Origin of the sequence: Pseudomonas onubensis (assembly GCF_965653655.1) — a bacterium.
Classification (GTDB): Bacteria; Pseudomonadota; Gammaproteobacteria; order Pseudomonadales; family Pseudomonadaceae; genus Aquipseudomonas.
Genome location: NZ_CBFHAZ010000009.1, coordinates 1 through 23706, shown reverse-complemented (window position 1 = coordinate 23706; position 23706 = coordinate 1). Strand labels below are relative to the sequence as shown.

At 56.2% G+C, this 23706-nt stretch carries 19 protein-coding genes; 3 read left to right on the top strand and 16 right to left on the bottom strand.

Annotated features, from left to right (window positions below):
* Positions 1 to 22: 22 nt before the first annotated feature.
* The 16 genes from wbjC to mtnA all read right to left on the bottom strand — a co-directional run bounded on the left by wbjC (position 23) and on the right by mtnA (position 20748).
* Positions 23 to 1141 carry a UDP-2-acetamido-2,6-beta-L-arabino-hexul-4-ose reductase gene (gene wbjC, locus ACTD9P_RS04990; RefSeq protein WP_438866901.1) on the bottom strand — a complete coding sequence of 373 codons (1119 nt, stop codon included), beginning with the start codon at positions 1139 to 1141 and terminating at the stop codon, positions 23 to 25.
* 3 nt (positions 1142 to 1144) lie between these two features.
* Positions 1145 to 2188: a polysaccharide biosynthesis protein gene (locus tag ACTD9P_RS04985; RefSeq protein WP_200433263.1), complete on the bottom strand. Its 1044-nt coding sequence runs from the start codon at positions 2186 to 2188 to the stop codon at positions 1145 to 1147.
* Positions 2189 to 2199: 11 nt separating this feature from the next.
* Complete coding sequence (locus ACTD9P_RS04980) at positions 2200 to 3399, bottom strand: glycosyltransferase family 4 protein (RefSeq protein WP_438866900.1); 1200 nt, start codon at positions 3397 to 3399, stop codon at positions 2200 to 2202.
* 9 nt (positions 3400 to 3408) lie between these two features.
* Complete coding sequence (locus ACTD9P_RS04975) at positions 3409 to 4575, bottom strand: EpsG family protein (RefSeq protein WP_438866899.1); 1167 nt, start codon at positions 4573 to 4575, stop codon at positions 3409 to 3411.
* A complete protein-coding gene (locus ACTD9P_RS04970) occupies positions 4568 to 5707 on the bottom strand; it encodes an oligosaccharide flippase family protein (protein WP_438866898.1) in 1140 nt (379 codons plus the stop codon). Before ACTD9P_RS04970 ends, ACTD9P_RS04975 begins: the two co-directional genes overlap by 8 nt.
* Before the next feature lie 1560 nt (positions 5708 to 7267).
* Positions 7268 to 7489, bottom strand: coding sequence for a LapA family protein (locus ACTD9P_RS04965; protein WP_438866897.1), 222 nt, complete (start codon positions 7487 to 7489; stop codon positions 7268 to 7270).
* A gap of 24 nt (positions 7490 to 7513) precedes the next feature.
* Positions 7514 to 7810 (bottom strand): integration host factor subunit beta, encoded by a 297-nt coding sequence (gene ihfB / locus ACTD9P_RS04960; RefSeq protein ID WP_003218804.1) that lies wholly within the window; start codon positions 7808 to 7810, stop codon positions 7514 to 7516.
* A 132-nt stretch (positions 7811 to 7942) separates the two neighbouring features.
* Entirely contained in the window at positions 7943 to 8227 is a 285-nt protein-coding gene (locus ACTD9P_RS04955) for a hypothetical protein (protein WP_438866896.1), read from the bottom strand.
* 176 nt (positions 8228 to 8403) lie between these two features.
* Positions 8404 to 10098, bottom strand: coding sequence for a 30S ribosomal protein S1 (gene rpsA, locus ACTD9P_RS04950; protein ID WP_138816141.1), 1695 nt, complete (start codon positions 10096 to 10098; stop codon positions 8404 to 8406).
* A 120-nt stretch (positions 10099 to 10218) separates the two neighbouring features.
* On the bottom strand, positions 10219 to 10908 hold the full coding sequence (gene cmk / locus ACTD9P_RS04945) for a (d)CMP kinase (RefSeq protein ID WP_003172653.1): 690 nt from the start codon (positions 10906 to 10908) through the stop codon (positions 10219 to 10221).
* The gene (locus tag ACTD9P_RS04940; protein ID WP_438866957.1) at positions 10905 to 13115 is read right to left on the bottom strand and encodes a bifunctional prephenate dehydrogenase/3-phosphoshikimate 1-carboxyvinyltransferase; all 2211 of its coding nucleotides are present in this window, start codon (positions 13113 to 13115) and stop codon (positions 10905 to 10907) included. The genes cmk and ACTD9P_RS04940 overlap by 4 nt, the downstream gene beginning before the upstream one ends.
* A 28-nt stretch (positions 13116 to 13143) precedes the next feature.
* Complete coding sequence (hisC, locus tag ACTD9P_RS04935; RefSeq protein WP_438866895.1) at positions 13144 to 14256, bottom strand: histidinol-phosphate transaminase; 1113 nt, start codon at positions 14254 to 14256, stop codon at positions 13144 to 13146.
* 9 nt (positions 14257 to 14265) lie between these two features.
* The gene (gene pheA, locus ACTD9P_RS04930; protein WP_003172650.1) at positions 14266 to 15360 is read right to left on the bottom strand and encodes a prephenate dehydratase; all 1095 of its coding nucleotides are present in this window, start codon (positions 15358 to 15360) and stop codon (positions 14266 to 14268) included.
* Positions 15360 to 16445, bottom strand: a complete 1086-nt coding sequence (gene serC / locus ACTD9P_RS04925) for a 3-phosphoserine/phosphohydroxythreonine transaminase (protein WP_065929271.1) — start codon at positions 16443 to 16445, stop codon at positions 15360 to 15362. The genes pheA and serC overlap by 1 nt, the downstream gene beginning before the upstream one ends.
* Before the next feature lie 144 nt (positions 16446 to 16589).
* Complete coding sequence (gene gyrA / locus ACTD9P_RS04920; RefSeq protein WP_438866894.1) at positions 16590 to 19253, bottom strand: DNA gyrase subunit A; 2664 nt, start codon at positions 19251 to 19253, stop codon at positions 16590 to 16592.
* Between the two features lie 424 nt (positions 19254 to 19677).
* A complete protein-coding gene (gene mtnA, locus ACTD9P_RS04915; RefSeq protein ID WP_438866893.1) occupies positions 19678 to 20748 on the bottom strand; it encodes an S-methyl-5-thioribose-1-phosphate isomerase in 1071 nt (356 codons plus the stop codon).
* 109 nt (positions 20749 to 20857) lie between these two features.
* Between mtnA and ACTD9P_RS04910 the strand changes: the two genes are divergently transcribed.
* The 3 genes from ACTD9P_RS04910 to mupP all read left to right on the top strand — a co-directional run bounded on the left by ACTD9P_RS04910 (position 20858) and on the right by mupP (position 23627).
* Positions 20858 to 22189 (top strand): TRZ/ATZ family hydrolase, encoded by a 1332-nt coding sequence (locus tag ACTD9P_RS04910; RefSeq protein ID WP_438866892.1) that lies wholly within the window; start codon positions 20858 to 20860, stop codon positions 22187 to 22189.
* A 63-nt stretch (positions 22190 to 22252) separates the two neighbouring features.
* Complete coding sequence (gene ubiG, locus ACTD9P_RS04905; RefSeq protein ID WP_314385534.1) at positions 22253 to 22951, top strand: bifunctional 2-polyprenyl-6-hydroxyphenol methylase/3-demethylubiquinol 3-O-methyltransferase UbiG; 699 nt, start codon at positions 22253 to 22255, stop codon at positions 22949 to 22951.
* A gap of 4 nt (positions 22952 to 22955) precedes the next feature.
* Positions 22956 to 23627: an N-acetylmuramic acid 6-phosphate phosphatase MupP gene (gene mupP / locus ACTD9P_RS04900; protein ID WP_438866891.1), complete on the top strand. Its 672-nt coding sequence runs from the start codon at positions 22956 to 22958 to the stop codon at positions 23625 to 23627.
* Positions 23628 to 23706: the final 79 nt, after the last annotated feature.

Genomic DNA, 23706 nt, shown 5'->3' with positions numbered 1-23706 from the left:
AACTGGATGCTCAAGATTATAGTTAGGCTTCAGTGCCGACCGCCATTGAGAAGGTGTCCGGATGCTCACGGTCAAAAATCTCATTAGCCCAGAGCATAACGATCAACTCGCTATCACCCACATTGGTCACGTCGTGAGTCCAACCCGGCACCGTCTCGACAATCTCGGGCTCTTCTCCCGTGGTGAACAACTCGTAAAACTCACCCGAGACAATATGTCTGAACCTAAAGCACGCGTGGCCTTTGATAACCAGAAATTTTTCAGTCTTGGAGTGATGGTAATGGCCACCCCGAGTAATCCCTGGATGGGCAGTAAAGAACGAAAACTGACCTGCATCCGGGGTTTTAAGCATCTCCACAAAAATTCCCCGCGGGTCCTCATATTTGGGAACCTTGTAGGTAAAACGTTCAGGAGGCAGGTAGCTCAGGTAGGTGGAGTACAGCGCCCGAACCAGGCCAGTGCCCACACGCTCACTGACCATAGTGGTACGGCTGTCTCGAAAGGCCGACAGTTGCTCAACCAGGCCGCCAACACTGATGCTGTATTGAGGCTCAACGTTGACAAAGCCCTGGGTGCTGACTTTGCCGTCCATGACCTGGATAAACCGGGTTACCACGTCATCAATATAAACAAGGTTAATCATCGCCTGCGGATCATTGATCTTGATCGGAATATCACGGGCGATGTTATTGCAGAATGTCGCTACGGCAGAGTTGTAATTAGGGCGTGCCCATTTACCAAACACATTGGGCAAACGGAACAGGTAGACGGGAACATCCGCAGAAGCCTGCAGATTAAGCAGTAACTCTTCAGCCCCGCGCTTGCTGCTGCCGTAAGGGTTATCCAGTTCGGCCTGACTGGATGACGTATACAGTACCGGCACACGCCGACCACTGCTGATGACCGCGTTGCAAAGCGCACCGGTCAGGTCCGTATTCCCGGTATTGAATTCCTGCGGGTCAACAGGCCGGTTGACACCAGCAAGGTGGAAAACGAAATCTACCTGCGCCACCAGGCCAGGCAGGCTCGAGAGATCATCGTCGCGAGTAAAGCGTACGACGTCGATATCGGCCCGTTCTCCCAGATGCGCGATGAGATTCTGGCCGACAAAGCCATTGGCGCCCGTGATCAAAACCTTCATTGCTTATTCCTCAGGGGTTGCGTGCTCACCGCGCTGAATGGCACGCATGAAGTCCAATTTCAACAAAAGCTTTTCCATGCCGGCAACGTCCAGCCGCTCGGTGTTGTGAGAATTGTAGTCTTCGGTTCTGGAAATTTTGGTCTCGCCCTGCTCTACGAACTTGGCGTAATTGAGGTCGCGCAAATCAGGTGGAATGCGGAAGTATTCGCCCATGTCTTCAGCGCACGCCATCTCTTCACGGCTGAGCAGCGCTTCAAACAGCTTCTCGCCATGGCGGGTACCGATCACCTGAATCTCATGCTCAGGCTTACCGACCATGGCAGTGAGTGTCTTGGCCAATACTTCCACGGTGGCAGCTGGCGCTTTTTGCACAAACAGATCACCGTTGTTGCCATGCTTGAACGCGTAAAGCACAAGGTCGACGGCGTCGGCGAGGGTCATCATGAAACGCGTCATGTTCGGGTCAGTCAGGGTCAACGGCAGGCCGGCGCGGATCTGCTCAATGAACAACGGAATCACCGAACCACGGGACGCCATGACGTTGCCGTAACGCGTACCGCAAATGACGGTCTTCGTTTCATCAACATTACGCGACTTCGCGACCATGACTTTTTCCATCATCGCCTTGGAGATCCCCATGGCGTTGATAGGGTATACAGCCTTGTCGGTACTCAGGCACACGACACGCCTGACCCCGTTCTGGATCGCGGCCTCAAGCAGGTTCTCGGTTCCCAGCACGTTGGTCTTGACCGCCTCCATGGGGTGGAACTCGCATGACGGGACTTGCTTTAACGCGGCGGCGTGAAAAATGTAATCGACGCCGCGGGTTGCGTTCAGCACGCTCTGATAATCTCGAACGTCACCGATGTAAAACTTCAACTTAGTGCTATTATACCGCTTACGCATATCATCTTGCTTTTTCTCATCGCGACTAAAAACTCGAATCTCTTTAAAGTCCGAATCAAGAAAACGCTTTAATACAGCGTTACCAAAAGACCCTGTACCACCGGTAATCATTAGAGTGGCGCCAGCAAAAACACTAGCCATGTAATATCTCCTTATAGAAGCCCAATTATCTTATCTTTGGCATTTTCGACCGACAGGAACTCTTCGTAATAACGACGCCCCGCCAATCCCATCTTGCTCCTCAGCACAGAATCTGAAGCGAGAATAGATAGCTTTTCGTGCAGAAGCTCACTATTTCCGGCAATGACAGAGTATCCGGCCTTTATATCATTTTGAAGAATGCTACCAAAATCAGTTACTGCATCCAAAGATGCCAGAATGGGTAAAGAAACCTTAAAGTAATCAACTGACTTGGACGGAAAACTGGGCACGCTCAACTTGCTGGACAGTGAGATCAAGCCAATGTCGCACGCCTGAACGACATCCTGATACTCTTCACGAGGAACATAATCAAGAAATATCACGTTTGTGAGTCCCTCTTTGATCGCTTTAGCCTGAAGGCGCTCGCGCTCCGTACCGCGACCAATGAACAAAATGCAAACATCTTCGCGAGAGTGCAAACTAAGGCGGGCAAGTTCAAGAAGGTTCTCCAGTTCCTGTACTATCGACATCGCGCCGCCATAAACCGCAATTACTTTACCTTCAGGCAAATTATACTTGTCACGCACTTTAGAACGGTCAATTGCAGGCACTGCCTTGATCTTCGCCCACAGGGGCAGTATTTCAACGCGCGCAGGCTCCACGCGGGGATAATTCTCAAGCAGGAATTTTACATTCCCCTTGGTCATACAACCAATACGATCAAACGTGCGGTACATTCTGTTTTCAAGACGATGAAAAAAACCAAAAAATAATTTATTTCGGATCACGCCTAAATCTTTAAGATAAAACGGAAAAAAGTCCCACAGTACCAAATAGGCTTTTGATTTGTAGTGACGCTTAAAGAAACTCGCAAGCCCGACGATAGTGACACACGGCGTATTGGCAATTAAAAGATCACACTGCCTAACGTGCTTTTTTATAACGATACGCGCCCAGTAGGGAAACAGGAAAACCTTCAGCGCCGTTCCGATAAATCCAGTCGTATAAAAGAGCTTTAACAGTTTTATCCTAACCACTGTAATACCGTCAATCTCTTTAACCGAGCTTTCAGGCTCATCCCGCAACCATGAAAACACAACCGCGCACACGCGGTGCCCATCATCCCTTAGAGAATAAGCCATTTCATTGGTCAGCCAAGCATCCGCCTTATTTTCGGCGTACTTGGTTGTCAGCAAAACTACATTTTTCATAGACACCCGTTACTTTAACCAGAGAATTTCGAGTTGATGCAGCAAATCGTCAGTACGCTTCTGACCCGTTGAATTTTTTTCATCATATAAAAATTGGCTCTGATACGGGACATAGACGATCGACAGCGGATTGACCAAAAACCTATAAAAGGAAACATAAGAAATCACGCAGACAGCCAACATTATAGCCAGGCGATCTCGAGCATTAAACAGTACGAGCACAGAGAGGCTGACGCCCACCATAAAGATACAGAAAAAATACTGATACCGAGTCGAAAACGTAGGAAAGCCAAACACAACCAACGGTATCAACACGCCGAACATCGCCAACCGATACACCGTTGAGTCCCACTTCGAAAAGCCGCTACTGTCGACAAGCCGCTTATCCCAAGAGGTATATATTAAAGCAAAAACCAGCGTTGATACCGCAGCATAAACAAGGCGATAAACAAATGAAGCATTATAAACATCCCTCTCTAAATAAAATATATACTTCGGATAAAAATAAAGCACCACAAAATTCGCAAAAAACCTTGCAACATCGATAGAGAACAAATACAGAGTAACGGCCACAGCAAATAAAACTACAAACACATATTTACTTAATCTCACTCGCATTGCCAAAACAAGAAATGCAATTGCCCCAACCACCGAATAGTGCACAGATACAGCCAGAACAAATATTCCCAACGCCGTAAAAAGGCGTGCCCTTGCATAGTAGTGTAGCCCGTAAAAAAACAGACTAGCCGCCAAAGCCTGCCTAACCAATGAAAACGAAGGGATAAGATAAAAATCAGGGATTGAATATAGCAGCGCCATCACCCAGATACTGTGCTTCCGAAAGAAAAATCGCACAGATACAGCAATCAGCAAAATTTCCAATACACTGAGAAGGGCGACGAACTGATGAAATTCAAAACCTAAGAAAGTAAAAATCCGAACAAGATATTCGTATCCAATTTCAAAATTGAGCTGAAACGTTTCACCCGCGGCAACATGCAAATAATGGGACTTATAGACAGGCCAATCATAACCGGTCTCAAACCTGAAAGCTAAAAACAGCGCCATGAATGTCGCTTGAATATAAAACAAGTAGCGCGACCAATCAGACCTTATGAACACTGAGAATATTGCCATTATCCAAATGGCAACATAGACCACATTATAATCAATCATCAGCTTCTACCGTGCGCACCGAGTCACGGGAAAACTTAAAAAACCAACAGAGTAAAATAACCAAAGACACCGACACCTGCACGACATAACCAAGTGCCATATTATCAAAACCCACATACTTCAAAGCCAACATCGACAACACAACATAAACGACTGCCGAGAAAACCTCGTAGACCAGATAAAAAATCACTTTCTGCTTCGAAATCAAGACATACAAAAAAATCCAACTTACAACCTTTAGGGCGTCACCAACCACATAGATATCTAACAGGCGCGAAGCTAGATCAAATGCCGGTCCGTAAATCATATTGACTGTCCAGCCCGATACCACATTCACCGCCAGCACCAAAACGAGAGAAAACATCAGCCCAAAAACTAACATCTTCATCACTTCCGAAGTTAATAACCTTCCCGCCAACCCGGAATACTTCGGGAGTAAGACTGTGGAAAATAGCACGCTGGAGATGCCAATGTAGATATCCGAGAGACGCGTGGCTGAATACCAGATACCTGCTGCCGTCGCGGACAAATTACTTGTAATGAACTGCCTCAAATAGATCTGACCACCATAAACAACCAGTGCCGATCCTACGGCCATCAAAGAAAACTGCAATAATGACTTGGCGAGCGGTGAAAACTCGGAAGTCGATAAAACCTTCCAGTCGTTCATCCAACCTCTAAAACAAGCCAAGATGATGACACCCGCGCAAATGGGTGCAATGACCACAGAGTAAATAGCGCCCTTAAACCCGAAAATCAATACGCACAAAACAACCGCCACGGCCGTAAACATAGAGACCAATATGGAATATATAAAATAACGCCGATAGTCCTGACGACCATTATAATAGGATATAAACAAACTGCCGAGACCCAGAAAAAAAGCCGCCACCGGTATAGACAACAAGACTCCACCCCATTGCCCACCCAGGAAAACCTCAGTTATTACATCGAAAAAAAACCATAGAATCAAAAAAACAAACACTGTATAGATCGACAAGAGAAAAAAAGAAGCTTTTATTACCTTGCTTTCTGCTTGACGCCCCTCTGACACAAGCTTAACCACACCCGTTGACGTCATTGCACAGGCGCCAGCTGCCGTCATTTGCAAAAAAGATTGCAACTGACCCACAAGCGCCATACCCGAAGGGCCCGCGTAGAAAGCAACAACCTTCAAAGACACGACAGAAAATAGTAGCTTAATAACTGCTTGAGCACCTATGCTAACTATGGACTTTATCATTATTAATATAAAAACCTATCCAATTAAAATCAAAACCTTAAATCCACTTAAAAAACAATGTCTACCTTGGCGCTGACAGCAATCAGTTCTGACCAGAGTTCTATCATAGCAGCCCCAACCAGCATCTGCTTTACACTGCTACCTCAGCGCCTAAACACCTCACCTCGTGAGGACCAGGAGAACCCGCCACTAACACCCCCAAGCAAAAATGGCCCAATGCCACACTTTGCATTGCGGCGCTCTAGCAAGCTTACTCAAGACCCACTGAATCACTGAGTGACACGGTTGGGTATTTGCGTCTATCGACAAAGCAGATTGAAGAATTCCTTATGATACCATCGCAAAAAGACTCGAGACGTAATCGCAGCTTCAGCTGTACGCCGCACGACCGGATTTTACTTTTCGATACTTAGCCAATCAACTTGTTTGTCAGGGCAGCTCCCTCAAGCCTCCCAGGTACTCTGCACCTCACCCTACGCGCAACCCAGACGAGTCAAAATCCCGCTACCTAGATGAAGGGACTCTAGTACCTGTTCGCTTATAGCGCAAATCAACTGAAAAATCCTACATACGCTCAATCCGTTACAATGTAGATCGTTTGCATAAACAATTAGCGCCTCCGCACCAGACACCCTCTTCATAAAATTCAGGATGTTTATTTTTTGACCACATGCAGACGTCCGCCTCTTATCTTTCAACACTGTTTTTTTAGCTGGATAAAGCGAGTTAAGGCCGGCCCCTGTAGGATTTTTCCCGCAGTCATTAGCACCTAATGACGTAGGAAAATAATCAGCAAATAGTATTAGTAAGAACTCGTACTATAGATCAATTGCATCTAGCCAAGAATCTAATGCTAGCACCTTTTCATTATTTGCTGGTGTGTTCGGATGATACATTCCGCCAGCAAGATAAAGATGATTGCCACCACCGAAAAGTGCCTGACCAAAAGCCAGATTGAATATTTCGACTAGATTGTGCCATCAGAAATAGAAGCACTAGCAGACTAAAAAATGCGGCGCGGCGCCCACTCCCACGCTGAGTAGACGCAGCCTACACCGACTTAAGCGCTCACGACGAGTCCAGCGCCCTGCATTCAGCTCGAGCCTCACAGGGGTACAAGAGCGCTCCAGCAAACGGCTTGATCTGATGAGAGATAGATAAGAAGTTAGGATTAGCGGACTCGATGATGAATCCCTATACAGCGGGAGGAGGTGTTTAGATAAAACCTGTCATAAATCCGGATCAAATATCAAGGCACGTGGAGTACAGCTTGAAACTAAGGACGACCCCAAAATGATATGGAAACAGTGATGCCAGGGCAAAGGATATCAATTTCACAAAAAAGGACCCCACGAACTCCTACCGAAGCTTTCGCGCAGACCTATTGCGATGCACAGAATACGACACCCCTCTATTGAGTCACGTCATGGCGCTGCATGCGCTGTGGTATCACATCTTAACTTTGCGCCTGAACAATACTGCAAAAACCGGCCCTATCAACATACCGATTAGCAGCGCTAATACTACAAACACTGAAACGGGTAACGGTACAGAAGCCCACCCCAGGAACGAAACAGAGACCGCTTGCCGGTTTTCCAGCACAAAGCCCAAAACGACCAGCGCGACAATCAGCACCGATAAGACCAGAACAACGCGCTTAACCCCACGCATAATTTACTCCTACCTCAAAAAGGCTCAGACGCCTTCTTCCTCGTCTTCGTTCACACGATCGCGCAATTCCTTGCCCGGCTTGAAGTGAGGCACAAACTTACCGTCAAGGCTGACGGACTGCCCGGTTTTCGGGTTCCGACCTACACGCGGCGCGCGGTAGTGCAGGGAGAAGCTGCCAAAACCACGGATCTCAATGCGGTCTCCGGTAGCCAGGCACTGGGACATCTGTTCAAGCATAGTCTTGATAGCCAGCTCTACATCCTTGGATGAAAGCAGCCCTTGATGGGTGACAATTCGTTCGATCAACTCCGACTTCGTCATATTTTTCCCTTCTTTTTCAAGCAGCTAGGAAAAGCGCTTCGAAGGTTTTAGCATGACTTGGTGAATTTGAACAGCCCACCCGCCAACTTATCTGCGGCACCCATGGGTACCCGCAACACATGCCTGACCCGCTCATTTACAGATCACCAGCATGGTGCGAGTAACAGCGCCAGCAGGGTTCCAGCCGAACAGGTAGTCGCCCTCCTCGTCCTTGGCGTCACTGGAACGGGTGATGACCTTGTAGCCCTGCATTTTGCACTCACGGGCGGCACGCTTCTCACACTTGTCCCAGCTGCTGCCAAGCCCCGAACAGTCGATCTCGATGCCGCTGACGCCGCGCTTGGCGTGGGTTATGGCACTGGTGGCGGTGCAGCCTGCAAGTAGCGCCACTGCAAATAATACGATGAGCCTGTTCATTCAAATCCTTATTGAAACAACGACACGGCGGAGCCTGTGTTAAGAACTCCTGTGTTAAGAACTATAGTCAGCTCTGACACTGGGCTGCACACCTTGGTTCTAACTTGTTGATTCAACGAATTTCAGACACAAAAAAGGGCGACCGAAGTCGCCCTTTTTCTATGGTCTGACAGAACTTAGTTCTGTTTTTCCATTTGTGCACGCAGCAGGTCGCCCAGAGTGGTAGGACCAGCAGAAGGCTCAGTGGAGGCTGGCTTGTCGCGCAGGCTCTGAATGGCTTCTTTCTCTTCGATCTCGTCCTTCGACTTGATGGAGAGCTGGATTACGCGGCTCTTACGGTCAACGCTGATGATCTTGGCTTCTACTTCCTGGCCTTCTTTCAGAACGTTGCGCGCGTCTTCAACGCGGTCACGGCTGATTTCGGAGGCTTTCAGAGTCGCTTCGATATCGTCGGCCAGAGTGATGATGGCGCCTTTAGCGTCAACTTCTTTCACGATGCCCTTAACGATTGCGCCTTTGTCGTTCTCTTGAACGTACTCGGAGAACGGATCGCTTTCCAGTTGCTTGATACCCAGGGAGATGCGCTCGCGCTCTGGGTCAACCGACAGGATAACGGTGTCCAGCTCGTCGCCCTTCTTGAAACGACGAACAGCTTCTTCGCCAACTTCGTTCCAGGAGATGTCGGACAGATGAACCAGGCCGTCGATGCCGCCGTCCAGACCAATGAAGATACCGAAATCGGTGATCGACTTGATGGTGCCGGAGATTTTATCGCCCTTGTTGAACTGGCCAGAGAAATCTTCCCATGGGTTAGATTTGCACTGCTTGATGCCCAGGGAGATACGACGACGTTCTTCGTCGATGTCCAGAACCATAACTTCCACTTCGTCGCCGACTTGTACGACTTTCGAAGGGTGGATGTTTTTGTTGGTCCAGTCCATTTCGGAAACGTGTACCAGGCCTTCCACGCCTTCTTCCAGCTCTGCGAAGCAGCCGTAGTCGGTCAGGTTGGTAACACGCGCGGTTACGCGAGTGCTTTCTGGGTAACGGGCTTTGATAGCAACCCATGGATCTTCGCCCAGCTGCTTCAAGCCCAGGGAAACGCGGTTACGCTCACGATCGTACTTCAGAACCTTGACATCGATCTCGTCGCCAACGTTGACGATTTCGGAAGGATGCTTGATACGCTTCCAAGCCATGTCGGTAATGTGCAGCAGGCCATCGACGCCACCCAGATCGACGAATGCGCCGTAATCGGTGAGGTTCTTGACGATACCTTTGACTTGTTGGCCTTCCTGCAGGGATTCCAGCAGAGCTTCACGCTCGGCGGAGTTCTCTGCTTCCAGGACGCTGCGACGGGAAACGACAACGTTGTTGCGCTTCTGGTCGAGTTTGATGACCTTGAATTCGAGTTCCTTGCCTTCCAGGTGCGTGGTGTCGCGCACAGGACGAACGTCGACCAAAGAACCTGGCAGGAACGCACGGATGCCGTTAACGTCGACAGTGAAGCCGCCTTTAACCTTACCGTTGATAACGCCCTTGACCACTTCTTCAGCTGCGAAGGCTGCTTCGAGAACAATCCAGCATTCAGCGCGCTTGGCTTTTTCACGGGACAGCTTGGTTTCACCGAAACCGTCTTCAACCGAGTCCAGAGCAACGTGAACTTCGTCACCGACATTGATAGTCAGATCGCCAGCATCGTTGTAGAACTGTTCCAGCGGGATCAGAGCTTCAGACTTCAGACCAGCGTGAACGGTTACCCAGCGAGCTTGGTAATCGATATCAACGATAACACCGGTGATGATGGAGCCTGCCTGAAGGTTCAGGGTTTTTAGGCTTTCTTCAAAGAGTTCCGCAAAGCTTTCGCTCATTTTAATTCCTGTTGATAAGGGCGAAGAATACGCCCATCTCCACACCCCAGACGGTGTGGGTCAGTTTCAGTTAAAAGAAGCCACCGCAGGACTATGACTGGTCCCCTGCGGCCTTCTTGATCACCCGGCGATATCGCGAATGGCGATTTCACTCAAGATGCGTTCCAGCACCTGCTCGATGGACAACTCCGTGGAATCCAGCTGTATGGCGTCAGCCGCCGGCTTTAGCGGGGCTACCGCACGCTGGGTATCACGTTCATCGCGTGCACGGATCTCATCTAGCAGACTCGACAGACTAACACCATCGACTTTGCCCTTCAACTGCAAGTAGCGGCGGCGAGCACGCTCCTCGGCGCTGGCGGTCAGGAAAATCTTCAGCGGCGCTTCGGGAAACACCACCGTACCCATGTCACGGCCATCGGCGACCAGGCCCGGCGGTTCCTGAAACGCCCGCTGACGCTGCAGCAATGCGTCGCGCACGGCCGGCAACGCGGCAACCTGGGAGGCCCAGGAGCCGACTTGTTCGTTGCGCAGATCATCGGTCACGTCATCACCTTCAAGGATGATGCGCTGCGGATGACCTTCCGTCGCGCCGACGAACTGCACATCAAGGTGCGCCGCCAGCAGCTTCAGGGATTCTTCGTTGGTCAGGTCGACGCCATGGTTGCGTGCAGCAAAGGCCAGCAGGCGGTATAGCGCGCCGGAATCCAGCAGGCACCAGCCCAGGCGCTTGGCCAGAATGCCGGCGATCGTGCCTTTGCCCGAGCCGCTTGGCCCGTCGATGGTAATCACCGGTGCTTTGATATTCACAATTGAGCCTCTTGGGCAACACGGATGCCGACATGGGCACACAGTGTAAGAAAGTTCGGAAAAGATGTAGCTACGTTGGCGCAGTCACGGATACGAATCGGCGCCGTCGCCCGTAGGGAAGCCACGCTGAAGGCCATGGCGATGCGGTGATCACCATGAGATTGCACTTCGCCACCGCCCATTGGGCCGCCGTCAATGATAATCCCATCAGGTGTCGGTTCACACTTCACGCCGAGGGCCAACAGACCGTCGGCCATGACCTGGATGCGGTCGGACTCCTTGACCCGCAGCTCTTCGGCGCCAAGCAGCACGGTGCGCCCTTCGGCACAGGCCGCCGCCACGAACAACACCGGGAATTCGTCGATCGCCAGTGGCACCAGGGCTTCGGGAATCTCGATGCCTTTTAAAGCAGCGGCGCGCACGCGCAGGTCGGCAACCGGCTCACCGCCCACTTCACGCGGGTTTTCCAGGGTGATATCCGCGCCCATCAGCCGCAGGATATCGATCACGCCGGTGCGGGTCGGGTTGACGCCCACGTGCTCCAGCAACAACTCGGAGCCTTCGGCAATCGAAGCTGCCACCAGAAAGAACGCCGAAGAGGAAATATCCCCTGGCACTTCTATATGTGTCGCCGTCAACGCATGGCCCGACTCGACAGACGCGGTAGCCCCCGCCACGTCCACCGGATAACCAAAGCCGCGCAACATCCGCTCGGTATGGTCACGGGTTGGCGCAGGCTCGGTCACCGAGGTCTTGCCCTCGGCATACAAGCCGGCCAGCAACAGGCAGGACTTAACCTGCGCACTGGCCATCGGCATCGAATAATCCACGCCTTTGAGCGTCTGGCCACCGCGAATCGTCAGCGGTGGACGCCCGTCCGGCCCGGTTTCGATCACTGCCCCCATTTCCCGCAGCGGCTTGGCCACGCGGCTCATCGGGCGCTTGGACAGCGATGCATCACCGGTCAATACACTGTCAAAGCGCTGCGCCGCGAGTAACCCGCAGAGCAAACGCATCGATGTGCCGGAGTTACCCAGGTAGATCGGCCCCGGTGCCGGCTGCAAACCGTGCAAACCCACACCATGGATCGTCACGCGCCCATGGTGCGGCCCTTCAATGACCACGCCCATGTCACGAAACGCCTGCAGGGTTGCCAGGGCATCTTCGCCTTCGAGGAAACCTTCGACTTCGGTCACGCCGTCGGCCAATGAGCCCAGCATGATCGAGCGATGGGAGATCGACTTGTCGCCCGGCACCCGGATCTGCCCGCTCAAGCGGCCACCCGGGTTGGCGAGAAAGCTCTGCTCATCGGCGTTCACAGCGGTTTCCATGTAGGCCCGGCGCGCCAGGATCTTGCTGAAATGCTCACGCGCCACCCGCGCACGGGTGAACACGCCCAATAATTGATGGCCATCCCCCGCATCCACCGCATCGCGCAAGGCGTCGAGGTCACTGCGGAAGGTGTCCAGGGTGCGCAACACGGCTTCGCGATTGGCGAGGAAGATGTCGTGCCACATCACCGGGTCACTGCCGGCAATCCGCGTGAAATCGCGAAAGCCGCCGGCGGCGTAACGGAAAATCTCAAGGTTTTCGTTGCGCTTGGCCAAAGAATCCACCAAGCCAAAGGCCAGCAAGTGCGGCAAATGGCTGGTCGCCGCCAACACTTCGTCGTGGCGCTCAACCTGCATGTGCTCGACATCCGCGCCCAGCTCGCGCCACAGGCGATCCACCACCGCCAAGGCCGCTGGATCGGTCTGCTCAAGCGGGGTCAGAATCACCTTATGGCGACGGAACAACTGCGCATTGGACGCCTCGACGCCGCTCTGCTCGGAACCGGCAATCGGATGGCCCGGCACAAAACGCGCCGGCATGCCGCCAAAGGCGAGTTTGGCGGCGCGCACCACATTGCCTTTGGCACTGCCGACGTCCGTGAGGATCGCCTGGCCAAGGTCCATGTCCGCCAGCAAGGCCAGCAACTTCTCCATCGCCAGAATCGGCACCGCGAGCTGGATCACATCCGCGCCCTGGCACGCCAGCGCGAGGTCTGCCTCACAGCGGTCCACCACACCCAGCTCCACCGCCAGCTTGCGCGATTGCGGGTCCAGGTCCACACCGACCACCTCGCCACACAGCCCGCTTTCACGCAGGCCTTTGGCGAAGGAGCCGCCGATCAACCCCAGGCCGACCACCACCAGGCGACCGATCATAGGCACAGCAGGTTGCAATGCAGTGACATCAACCACGAGCCAGAACCTTGGCCAACGCCTCCAGGAAGCGGCTGTTTTCAGCCGGCAAACCAATGGTGATACGCAGGTGGTTCGGCATGCCGTAGTTAGCCACCGGGCGCACGATCACGCCCTCACGCAGCAGGCCCTGGAACACCGGCGCGGCGACTTGGCCGAGGTCCACACAAATGAAGTTGCCCTTGGAGGGAATCCAGCCCAGGCCCAGCGCACGGAAACCTTCCTGCAGCTGCAACATGCCGCTTTCGTTGATGCGCCGGCCCTCTTCCAGGTACTCGGCATCCTTGACCGCCGCACACGCCGCCGCCAGGGCGAGGCTGTTGACGTTGAACGGCTGGCGCACGCGGTTGAGCACATCGGCAACCACCGCGGTGGACAAGCCGTAACCCACGCGCAGCGATGCCAGGCCGTAGGCCTTGGAGAAGGTGCGCGACACCAGCAGGTTCGGGTAAGCCGCCAGGAAGTCCAGGCCGTCCGGCAAGTCGCTGCCTTCGGCGTACTCGATGTAGGCCTCGTCCAGCACCACCAGCACGTGCTCGGGCACGTCCTGCAGGAAGTCGTTCAGCGCCTGGGCGTCGAACCAGGTACCGGTCGGGTTGTTCGGGTTGGCGATAAACACCACGCGGGTTTGCGCGTCGATGGCCGCCAGCATGGCCGGCAGGTCATGGCCCCAATCCTTGGCAGGAATGACGCGGGCGTCAGCGCCCACGGCCTGGGTCACGATCGGGTAAACGGCGAACGCGTGCTCGCTGAACACCGCATTCAAGCCCGGCGCCAGGTACGCACGGCCAACCAGCTCAAGAATGTCGTTGGAACCGTTGCCCAAAGTAACTTGGGTCAGCTCGACGCGGCAGTTTTCCGCCAGCAGCGACTTGAGTGCGAAGCCATTACCGTCCGGGTAGCGGGTCAGCTCGGTCAATTCTTCACGAATCGCCGCCAGCACCTTGGGGCTTGGGCCCAACGGGTTTTCGTTACTGGCCAGCTTTACGATCTTCGACGGGTCCAGGTTCAACTCACGCGCCAGCTCGTCCACAGGCTTGCCTGGAACGTAAGGCGACAGTTGTTGCACGCCCGGCTGAGCCAGGGCGAGGAAGTTGCCACTCATGTTAAAGCCTCACAAAACCGCTTTCGGGTAAGAGCCCAGCACCTTGAGTGCCACGGCTTCCTGACTGATTTTCTCCAGCACACCTTTGACCAGTGGGTCGCGGTGATGGCCGATGAAGTCGATAAAGAACACATAAGTCCATTTACCGCTGCGCGAAGGGCGAGTTTCGATTCGCGTCAGGTCAATCCCGTTATCGTGGAACGGCACCAGCAGCTCGTGCAGCGCGCCAGGCTTGTTGCTCATGGAGACGATGATCGAAGTCTTGTCGTCGCCGGTGGGCGGCACTTCCTGACTGCCGATCATCAAGAAGCGCGTGGAGTTGTCCGGGCGATCTTCGATTTTTTCGGCCAGGCGCGTCAGGCCATACAGGCCCGCAGCCATGTCACCGGCGATAGCCGCCGAATTCCACTCACCCTTGACCCGCTTGGCCGCTTCGGCGTTGCTGGACACCGCCACGCGCTCGACATTCGGGTAATGCGCGTCCAACCACTTGCGGCACTGGGCCAGCGATTGGGCGTGGGAGTAGATACGGCTGATGCTGTCGGTCTTGGTGTTCTCGCCCACCAACAGGTGGTGGTGGATACGCAGCTCAACTTCGCCGCAGATCACCATGTCGTGCTCAAGGAAGCTGTCCAGCGTGTGGTTGACCGCGCCTTCGGTGGAGTTTTCCACCGGCACCACGCCAAAATTCACCGCACCGGCCGCCACTTCGCGGAACACTTCGTCGATGGCCGCCATCGGCTTGCTGATCACCGCGTGGCCGAAATGCTTCATGGCCGCCGCTTGGGTGAAGGTGCCTTCCGGGCCGAGGTATGCCACTTTCAGCGGCTGCTCCAGCGCCAGGCACGACGACATGATTTCACGGAACAACCGCGCCATCTCTTCGTTGCCCAACGGGCCTTTATTGCGTTCCATCACGCGCTTGAGTACCTGGGCTTCACGCTCAGGCCGGTAGAACACCGGCACTTCGCCTTCGGCCAGGGACGCCATCTTCACGCGGGCAACTTCCTGGGCGCAGCGCGCACGCTCACTGATCAGCTCCAGGACTTTCTCGTCCAGGCTGTCGATGCGTACACGCAGGGCCTTGAGTTCTTGCTCAGACATTAGCCGTGTTCCTTTTCGAACTCTGCCATGTAGGCAACCAGCGCGTTGATCGCGTGGATGTCGACAGCGTTGTAGATGGAGGCGCGCATGCCACCGACCGAACGGTGGCCCTTGAGGTTCAGCAGGCCGCGCGCGTCGGCACCGGCCAGGAATGGCTTGTCCAGGCGGTCATCGGCCAGGCGGAACGGTACGTTCATCCACGAGCGGTCGGTGAGGTTGATCGGGTTGCTGTACAAGCCGCTGGCGTCGATGAAGTCGTACAGGGTGCGCTTCTTCTCTTCGTTCAGCTTGCCCATGGCGGCCACACCGCCCTGCTCTTTCAGCCACTCGAACACCAGGCCCGACAGATACCAGGCGAACGCCGGTGGCGTGTTGTACATCGAGCCATTATCGGCCGCGACCTTGTAGTTGAGCATGGTCGGGCACAGCGAACGCGCGCGACCCAGCAGGTCTTCGCGGATGATGTTGACCAGGATGCCGCTCGGGCCGATGTTCTTCTGCGCACCGGCGTAGATCATGCCGTATTTGGACACATCGATCGGGCGCGAGAGGATGTCCGAAGACATGTCGCACACCAACGGCACGTCACCCACTTGCGGCACCCAGTCAAACTCCAGGCCGCCGATGGTTTCGTTGGCGACGTAGTGAACGTAGGCCGCGTCTTTGGACAGCTTCCACTCGTTCTGACCGGGAATGGCGAAGTAGTCGTAAGGCTTGGCGGTGCCCGCCACGTTGACGTGACCGTAGCGCGACGCCTCTTCAATCGCCTTCTGGCCCCAGATACCGGTGTCGATATAGTCGGCAGTGCCGTCTTCGGGCAACAGATTCAGCGGAATCTGAGCAAACTGCTGGCTTGCGCCGCCTTGCAGAAACAGCACTTTGTAGTTGGAAGGGATGCCCAGCAAGTCGCGCAGATCCTGCTCGGCCTTGGTGGCGATGGACACAAACTCATCGCTGCGATGGCTCATTTCCATCACGGAGAGGCCTTTTCCATGCCAGTCGAGGAGTTCACCCTGCGCACGCTGCAGGACTGCTTCAGGAAGCGCCGCGGGACCGGCACAGAAGTTATAGGCTCTCTTGCTCACATCCAATCTCACTCTGATCTGGTGGTAGTCACGCAAACATATCAGCCGACACCCGCTCCCACACTAGATCTCCATGGCTGTCGATATTTCCATACGGACAAACAACAAGGGGGCGAATCTTCATCCGCCCCCCTGTGTGTCCGCTTATTCCTGCGGTTCTTCTTCGTCTGCGGCAGCATCGAGGGTTGGCTCTTCGACGTTGTCATCGCCGGCTGCGATCACCTCGCCATCGAATACCGCACCGTCTTCGCCTTCCAACTCTTCGCCTTCGACTTCCGATGGCTCCTGGACGCGCTCCAGGCCTACCAGCGTTTCGTCGCTGGCCAGCTTGATCAGCGTCACGCCCTGGGTGTTACGGCCCAGGCTCGACACTTCAGCCACACGGGTACGCACCAGAGTGCCCTGGTCGGAAATCAGCATGATCTCCTCGCCATCAAGCACCTGTACCGCGCCGACCAGACGGCCGTTGCGGTCGTTGCTGACCATGGCGATCACGCCCTGGCCGCCACGCTTGTACTCCGGGAACTCGCTGATGGCGGTGCGTTTGCCATAACCACGCGCCGAAGCGGTGAGGATCTGGCTGCCTTCTTCCGGGATCAGCATCGAAATCAGCTTCTGCCCTTCCGGCAGACGCATGCCGCGTACACCGCGGGCGGTACGGCCCATGGCGCGAACGTCGGATTCCTTGAAGCGTGTCACTTTGCCGCCGTCGGAGAACAGCATGACTTCACGCTCGCCATCGGTGATGGCCGCGGAGATCAGTACGTCGCCTTCGTCCAGCTCCAGGGCGATCAGGCCCACGCTGCGCTGGCGACTGAAGGATTCCAGCGGGGTCTTCTTCACGGTGCCTTTGGCGGTGGCCATGAAGATGAAGTGACCTTCGGTGTATTCCTCGACTGGCAACATGGTGGTGATGTATTCATCACTGTCCAGCGGCAGCAGGTTGACCAGCGGACGACCACGGGCTGCGCGGGAGGCTTCCGGAATCTCGTAGGTCTTGAGCCAGTACACCTTGCCTTTGCTGGAGAACAGCAACAGCGTGGTGTGGCTGTTGGCAACCAGCAGGTGAGCGATGTAGTCCTCATCCTTCACGCCGGTAGCCGATTTACCCTTACCGCCACGACGCTGAGCCTGGTACGCAGCCAACGGCTGGGTCTTGGCGTAGCCACCGTGGGAGATGGTCACCACACGCTCTTCTTCCGGGATCATGTCACCCAGGGTCAGGTCCAGGCGCGCATCGAGGATCTCGGTGCGGCGCACGTCGCCGTATTCGGCGCGGATCACTTCCAGTTCTTCGCGGATCACTTCCATCAGGCGCACAGCGCTGTTGAGGATGCGGATCAGCTCGCCGATCTGGTTGAGAATCTCCTGGTACTCGGCCAGCAGTTTCTCGTGTTCCAGGCCGGTCAAGCGGTGCAAACGCAGTTCCAGAATGGCCTGGGCCTGTTCCGGCGACAGGAAGTATTTGCCGTCACGCAGGCCGTATTGCGGGTCCAGGGTCTCCGGGCGGCACGAATCGGCACCGGCACGTTCAACCATCGCCACGACGGCGCTGGATTCCCACGGCATCTTGATCAGGGCTTCCTTGGCTTCCGACGGCGTCGGCGAAGCCTTGATCAGCGCGATCACCGGGTCGATGTTCGACAGCGCAACCGCCTGGCCTTCCAGGATGTGCCCGCGTTCGCGGGCCTTGCGCAGTTCGAACACGGTGCGGCGGGTGACCACTTCGCGGCGGTGACGCACGAAGGCTTCGAGCAGGTCCTTGAGGTTCAGGATGCGCGGGCGGCCGTCGATCAGGGCCACCACGTTGATACCAAACACGCTTTGCAGCTGGGTCTGGGCGTAGAGGTTGTTGAGGATCACCTCAGGCACTTCGCCACGACGCAGCTCGATCACCACGCGCATACCGTCTTTGTCGGACTCGTCGCGCAGTTCAGTGATGCCTTCGAGCTTCTTCTCTTTAACCAGCTCGGCGATCTTCTCGATCAGGCGCGCCTTGTTCAGCTGGTAAGGCAGTTCGGTGATAACGATCTGCTGGCGGCCACCGACCTTGTCGATGTCTTCGATCATCGAGCGGGCACGCATATAAATGCGGCCACGGCCGGTACGGTAGGCTTCGATGATGCCGGCACGACCGTTGATGATCGCGGCAGTCGGGAAGTCCGGACCGGGGATGTATTGCATCAGCTCGTCGACGGTCAGCTCAGGGTTGTCGATGAGGGCCAGGCAACCGTCGATGACTTCACCGAGGTTGTGCGGCGGGATGTTGGTGGCCATGCCCACGGCGATACCGCTGGAGCCGTTGACCAGCAGGTTGGGAATACGGGTCGGCATGACGGCCGGGATCATCTCGGTGCCGTCGTAGTTCGGCACCCAGTCCACGGTTTCTTTGTGCAGGTCGGCCAGCAGCTCGTGCGCCAGCTTGGTCATGCGCACTTCGGTGTATCGCATGGCCGCGGCGTTGTCGCCGTCGACCGAACCGAAGTTGCCCTGGCCGTCTACCAGCAGGTAGCGCAGGGAAAACGGCTGGGCCATCCGAACGATGGTGTCGTACACCGCAGTGTCGCCGTGAGGGTGATACTTACCGATCACGTCACCGACAACACGGGCAGATTTCTTGTACGGCTTGTTCCAGTCGTTACCCAGCTCGCTCATCGCGAACAGCACACGCCGGTGCACGGGCTTCAAGCCATCGCGCGCATCAGGCAGTGCCCGACCGACAATTACGCTCATCGCGTAGTCGAGGTAGGACTGTTTCAGCTCGTCTTCGATATTGACCGGGAGGATTTCTTTGGCCAGTTCGCCCATGAGAAGCCTGATTCCTTTTTCGGGTGAAACCTCGTCGCATCCATATGGGACGAACGAAGCTCGCCGTTGCCGGCACGGTGCCTGACAACGACTTACGACAAATCAACGAGTTATGACACGGATCTGCACGTTATGGGCCACCCCTTGGGGTGGCCATGGAAACCGCCGGATGTTATCACAATCGCCGCCACGCACCTATCCCCCTGATGCGCATGGAGGCTAGTAATTTGACGGATGACAGGCTTGAGGGGGACGAGAGAGGCTCAGAAGTGCGTTGATGCTATTTTCAAGGTACAGATCCAAGGATTTTATTGACTTTGAAGGCCCATTCGCGAGCAAGCCCGCTCCCACACTTGAATGTGTTCACAATTCAAGTGTGGGAGCGGGCTTGCTCGCGAATGCAATCTCAGAAGCGCCACCTTCCTTAATGCAGGCGCTTACGGCACATCAACTTGGCCAGCTTGGCGGTATCAGGCCGTTCGACAATGCCTTTTTCGGTCACGATCACATCAATCAGGTCCGCCGGCGTCACATCGAAGACCGGATTAAACGCCGCAACCTCCAGCCGCTGGCCGTTTACCTCCAGCAACTCAGCCGAATCGCGCTCTTCCAGGCTCACATCATCACCGGTGGCCATCATCAAGTCGAGGGTCGAACTGGGCGCCACCACCATAAAACGCACGCCGTGGTGCATGGCACACACCGCCAATTGATAAGTGCCGATCGGGCCGATCACGTCACCATTGGCCGCAATGCAATCGGCGCCTACCACGACCCAGGTCACGCCTTTGGTCTTGAGGATATGTGCACCGGCCGAGTCGGCATTCACCGTGACCGGGATGCCCTCGCCCGCCAGCTCCCACGCGGTCAGCCGCGAACCTTGCAGCCAGGGGCGGGTTTCGTTGACGTAGACATGCTCGACCAAACCTTCCAGGAACGCCGCGCGGATCACCCCAAGGGCCGTGCCCACGCCGCCGGTAGCCAGGGCGCCCGCATTGCCATGGGTGAGGATCGCCTGGGCATTGCCCTGGTGCTTGCGAATCCGTTCGAGGCCCAACTGGGCCATGACCAGGTTGGCTTCGCGGTCGCTTTCATGGATCGCAATGGCTTCGGCTTCCAGCACCGCCAAGGGGTCGGCGTGCTTTTTGACCCGATCGAGGCGGTCACGCATGCGCTTCAAGGCCCAGAACAGGTTCGCGGCGGTCGGACGGCTATCAGCCAGCAATGCGTAGTCTTCTTCCCACGCCGCCTGCCAGTCACCGCCCTCGGCGATCCGCTCGCGGGCGGCCAGCACCAGGCCGTAGGCGGCACTGATGCCGATGGCCGGTGCGCCACGCACGGTCATAGTGCGAATGGCCTGGGCGACTTCAGCCGCCGAGGTGCAGGCCACCCAGGTTTCCCGTGAGGGCAAGGCACGCTGATCGAGCAGGTGCAGTGCGCCATCACGCCAATCGATGGCCTTCACTTTCTCTGCAGCTAACAGTCGGTCGCGCATCCCTTACCCCGCACTCATGAACAAAAGCCGCCGATTATAGCGATCCGCCAGCCAGGACGCTCGGGTATACTTCGCCCTTCTTTTATAGCTGCCTGGGAAGAAGCCTGCGATGACCTCCACTGCCGCCCCGCTCGACTTATTGCTGCTGCCAACCTGGCTGGTACCTGTCGAACCCGCTGGCGTGGTGCTCAAGGAGCACGGCCTGGGCATCCGTGACGGGCGCATTGCGTTTATCGGGCCGCGCGCCGCCGCGCTGAAGCTGGCCGCCACAGAAGTGCGCGAGCTGCCGGGCATGCTGCTCAGTCCCGGCTTGATCAACGCCCACGGCCACGCGGCGATGAGCCTGTTTCGCGGCCTGGCCGACGATCTGCCGCTGATGACCTGGCTGGAAAAACACATCTGGCCCGCCGAAGCCAAATGGGTCGATGAAGCCTTCGTGCGCGACGGCACCGACCTGGCCATCGCCGAACAGCTCAAGGGCGGCATCACCTGCTTCTCGGACATGTACTTCTACCCCAAGGTCGCCAGCGACTGCGTACACAACAGCGGCATGCGCGCGCAGATCGCGCTGCCGATCCTCGACTTCCCGATTCCCGGCGCCAGCAGCGCCGATGAGGCGATTCGCCAGGGCGTGGAGCTGTTCGGCGACCTCAAGCACCACCCACGCATCAAGATCACCTTCGGCCCCCACGCGCCCTACACCGTAAGCGATGAGAACCTGGAAAAGATCCGGGTGATCGCCGAAGAGCTGGACGCGGCCATCCATATGCATGTGCACGAAACCGCCTTCGAAGTGCAACAAGCCGTGGACAAGACCGGCGAACGTCCGCTGGCGCGCCTGGGCCGCCTCGGCCTGCTCGGCCCACGCTTCCAGGCCGTTCATATGACCCAAATCAGCGAGGACGACCTGGCTTTGCTGGTAGAAAGCAACACGAGCGTCATCCATTGCCCGGAATCGAACCTGAAACTGGCCAGCGGCTTTTGCCCGGTGGAGCGCCTGTGGCAGGCTGGCGTGAACGTGGCCATCGGCACCGACGGCGCGGCCAGCAACAATGACCTCGACCTGTTGGGCGAAACCCGCACGGCGGCGATGCTGGCCAAGGCTGTCGCCGGCTCGGCCACCGCCCTGGACGCCCATCGCGCCCTGCGCATGGCTACGCTCAATGGGGCACGCGCCATGGGCCTGGACAGCGAGATTGGCTCGCTCGAAGTCGGCAAGGCGGCGGATATCGTCGCCTTTGATCTTTCGGGGCTGGCGCAACAACCGATCTACGACCCGGTCTCAACGCTTATATATGCCACCGGACGCGAGTGCGTGAAACACCTTTGGGTCGCCGGCAAGCAGTTGCTCGACGACCGGCGATTAACCCGCATGGATGAACAACAGTTGACCGCCACGGCCATCGCCTGGGGCCAACGGATCAGCGGGCACAGCGAATAACGAAGGTCTTGAACCCAGCGTTCAGGGCTGAATAACCGATTTATCAGATTTAGAGGATTCACCATGAGCAACGTCGACCACGCCGAAATCGCCAAGTTTGAAGCCCTGGCCCACCGCTGGTGGGACCGCGAAAGCGAGTTCAAACCACTGCATGACATCAACCCGCTGCGCGTCAACTGGATTGACGAGCGCGCCAACCTGGCGGGCAAGAAGGTGCTGGACGTCGGTTGCGGCGGCGGCATCCTCAGCGAAGCCATGGCCCAGCGCGGCGCTACCGTGATGGGCATCGACATGGGCGAGGCGCCGCTGGCCGTGGCCCAACTGCACCAGCTGGAATCCGGCGTGAGCGTCGAATACCGCCAGATCACCGCCGAAGCCCTGGCCGAAGAGATGCCTGAGCAGTTCGACGTGGTTACTTGCCTTGAGATGCTCGAGCACGTGCCAGACCCGTCCTCGGTGATCCGCGCCTGCTTTCGTATGGTCAAGCCGGGCGGCCAGGTGTTCTTCTCCACCATCAACCGCAACCCCAAGGCCTACCTGTTCGCGATCATCGGCGCCGAATACATCATGAAGCTGCTGCCGCGCGGCACCCACGACTTCAAGAAATTCATCCGCCCGAGCGAACTGGGCGCCTGGAGCCGTCAGGCCGGGCTGACCGTCAAGGACATCATCGGCCTGACCTACAACCCGCTGACCAAGCACTACAAGCTGGCCAGCGACGTTGACGTCAACTACATGATCCAGACCCTGCGCGAGGAGTAAGCCTGTGAAGTTGCGAGCAGTTCTCTTCGACATGGACGGCACTTTGCTGGACACCGCGCCGGACTTTATCGCCATCTGCCAGGCCATGCGCGCCGACCGAGGCCTGGAGCCGATCAACCCCCAGCATATCCGCGATGAAATTTCCGGTGGTGCGCGAGCGATGGTCGCCGTGACCTTCTCGATGGACCCAGAGTCGCCTGGCTTTGAAGAGCTGCGCCTGGAGTTCCTGGAGCGTTACCTCAAAGGCTGCGCCATCCACAGCAAGCTGTTCGACGGCATGGCCGAACTGCTCGAAGACATCGAAAAGTCCAAACTGGTCTGGGGTGTGGTCACCAACAAGCCGTTGCGTTTTGCCGAACCAATCATGCAGCAACTGGGCCTGGCCGAGCGTTCGGCGCTGCTGATCTGCCCGGACCACGTGAAGCACAGCAAGCCAGACCCCGAGCCGCTGATTCTGGCGTGCAAGATGCTCGACCTGCACCCGGCCAGCGTGTTGTTCGTGGGCGATGACCTGCGCGACATCGAGTCTGGCCGCGACGCCGGCACCCGCACGGCGGCAGTCACCTTCGGCTACATCCACCCGGACGACAACCCACGCAACTGGGGGGCCGACGTGGTGGTGGACCACCCGCTGGAACTGCGCAAAGTGCTGGATAACGCGCTGTGCAGTTGTTAAAACCGATGGAGGTCTAAATGTGGGAGCGGGCTTGCTCGCGAATGCGGTGTGTCAGTCAATGAACCAGTAACTGACACAC

Bases quoted from the DNA above. Each gene is read 5' to 3' on its own strand.
- wbjC (WP_438866901.1), bottom strand. From the start codon at position 1,141: ATGAAGGTTTTGATCACGGGCGCCAATGGCTTTGTCGGCCAGAATCTC.
- ACTD9P_RS04985 (WP_200433263.1), bottom strand. From the start codon at position 2,188: ATGGCTAGTGTTTTTGCTGGCGCCACTCTAATGATTACCGGTGGTACA.
- ACTD9P_RS04980 (WP_438866900.1), bottom strand. From the start codon at position 3,399: ATGAAAAATGTAGTTTTGCTGACAACCAAGTACGCCGAAAATAAGGCG.
- ACTD9P_RS04975 (WP_438866899.1), bottom strand. From the start codon at position 4,575: ATGATTGATTATAATGTGGTCTATGTTGCCATTTGGATAATGGCAATA.
- ACTD9P_RS04965 (WP_438866897.1), bottom strand. From the start codon at position 7,489: ATGCGTGGGGTTAAGCGCGTTGTTCTGGTCTTATCGGTGCTGATTGTC.
- ihfB (WP_003218804.1), bottom strand. From the start codon at position 7,810: ATGACGAAGTCGGAGTTGATCGAACGAATTGTCACCCATCAAGGGCTG.
- ACTD9P_RS04955 (WP_438866896.1), bottom strand. From the start codon at position 8,227: ATGAACAGGCTCATCGTATTATTTGCAGTGGCGCTACTTGCAGGCTGC.
- rpsA (WP_138816141.1), bottom strand. From the start codon at position 10,098: ATGAGCGAAAGCTTTGCGGAACTCTTTGAAGAAAGCCTAAAAACCCTG.
- ACTD9P_RS04940 (WP_438866957.1), bottom strand. From the start codon at position 13,115: ATGATCGGTCGCCTGGTGGTGGTCGGCCTGGGGTTGATCGGCGGCTCC.
- hisC (WP_438866895.1), bottom strand. From the start codon at position 14,256: ATGAGTGGCAACTTCCTCGCCCTGGCTCAGCCGGGCGTGCAACAACTG.
- pheA (WP_003172650.1), bottom strand. From the start codon at position 15,360: ATGTCTGAGCAAGAACTCAAGGCCCTGCGTGTACGCATCGACAGCCTG.
- gyrA (WP_438866894.1), bottom strand. From the start codon at position 19,253: ATGGGCGAACTGGCCAAAGAAATCCTCCCGGTCAATATCGAAGACGAG.
- mtnA (WP_438866893.1), bottom strand. From the start codon at position 20,748: ATGCGCGACCGACTGTTAGCTGCAGAGAAAGTGAAGGCCATCGATTGG.
- ACTD9P_RS04910 (WP_438866892.1), top strand. From the start codon at position 20,858: ATGACCTCCACTGCCGCCCCGCTCGACTTATTGCTGCTGCCAACCTGG.
- ubiG (WP_314385534.1), top strand. From the start codon at position 22,253: ATGAGCAACGTCGACCACGCCGAAATCGCCAAGTTTGAAGCCCTGGCC.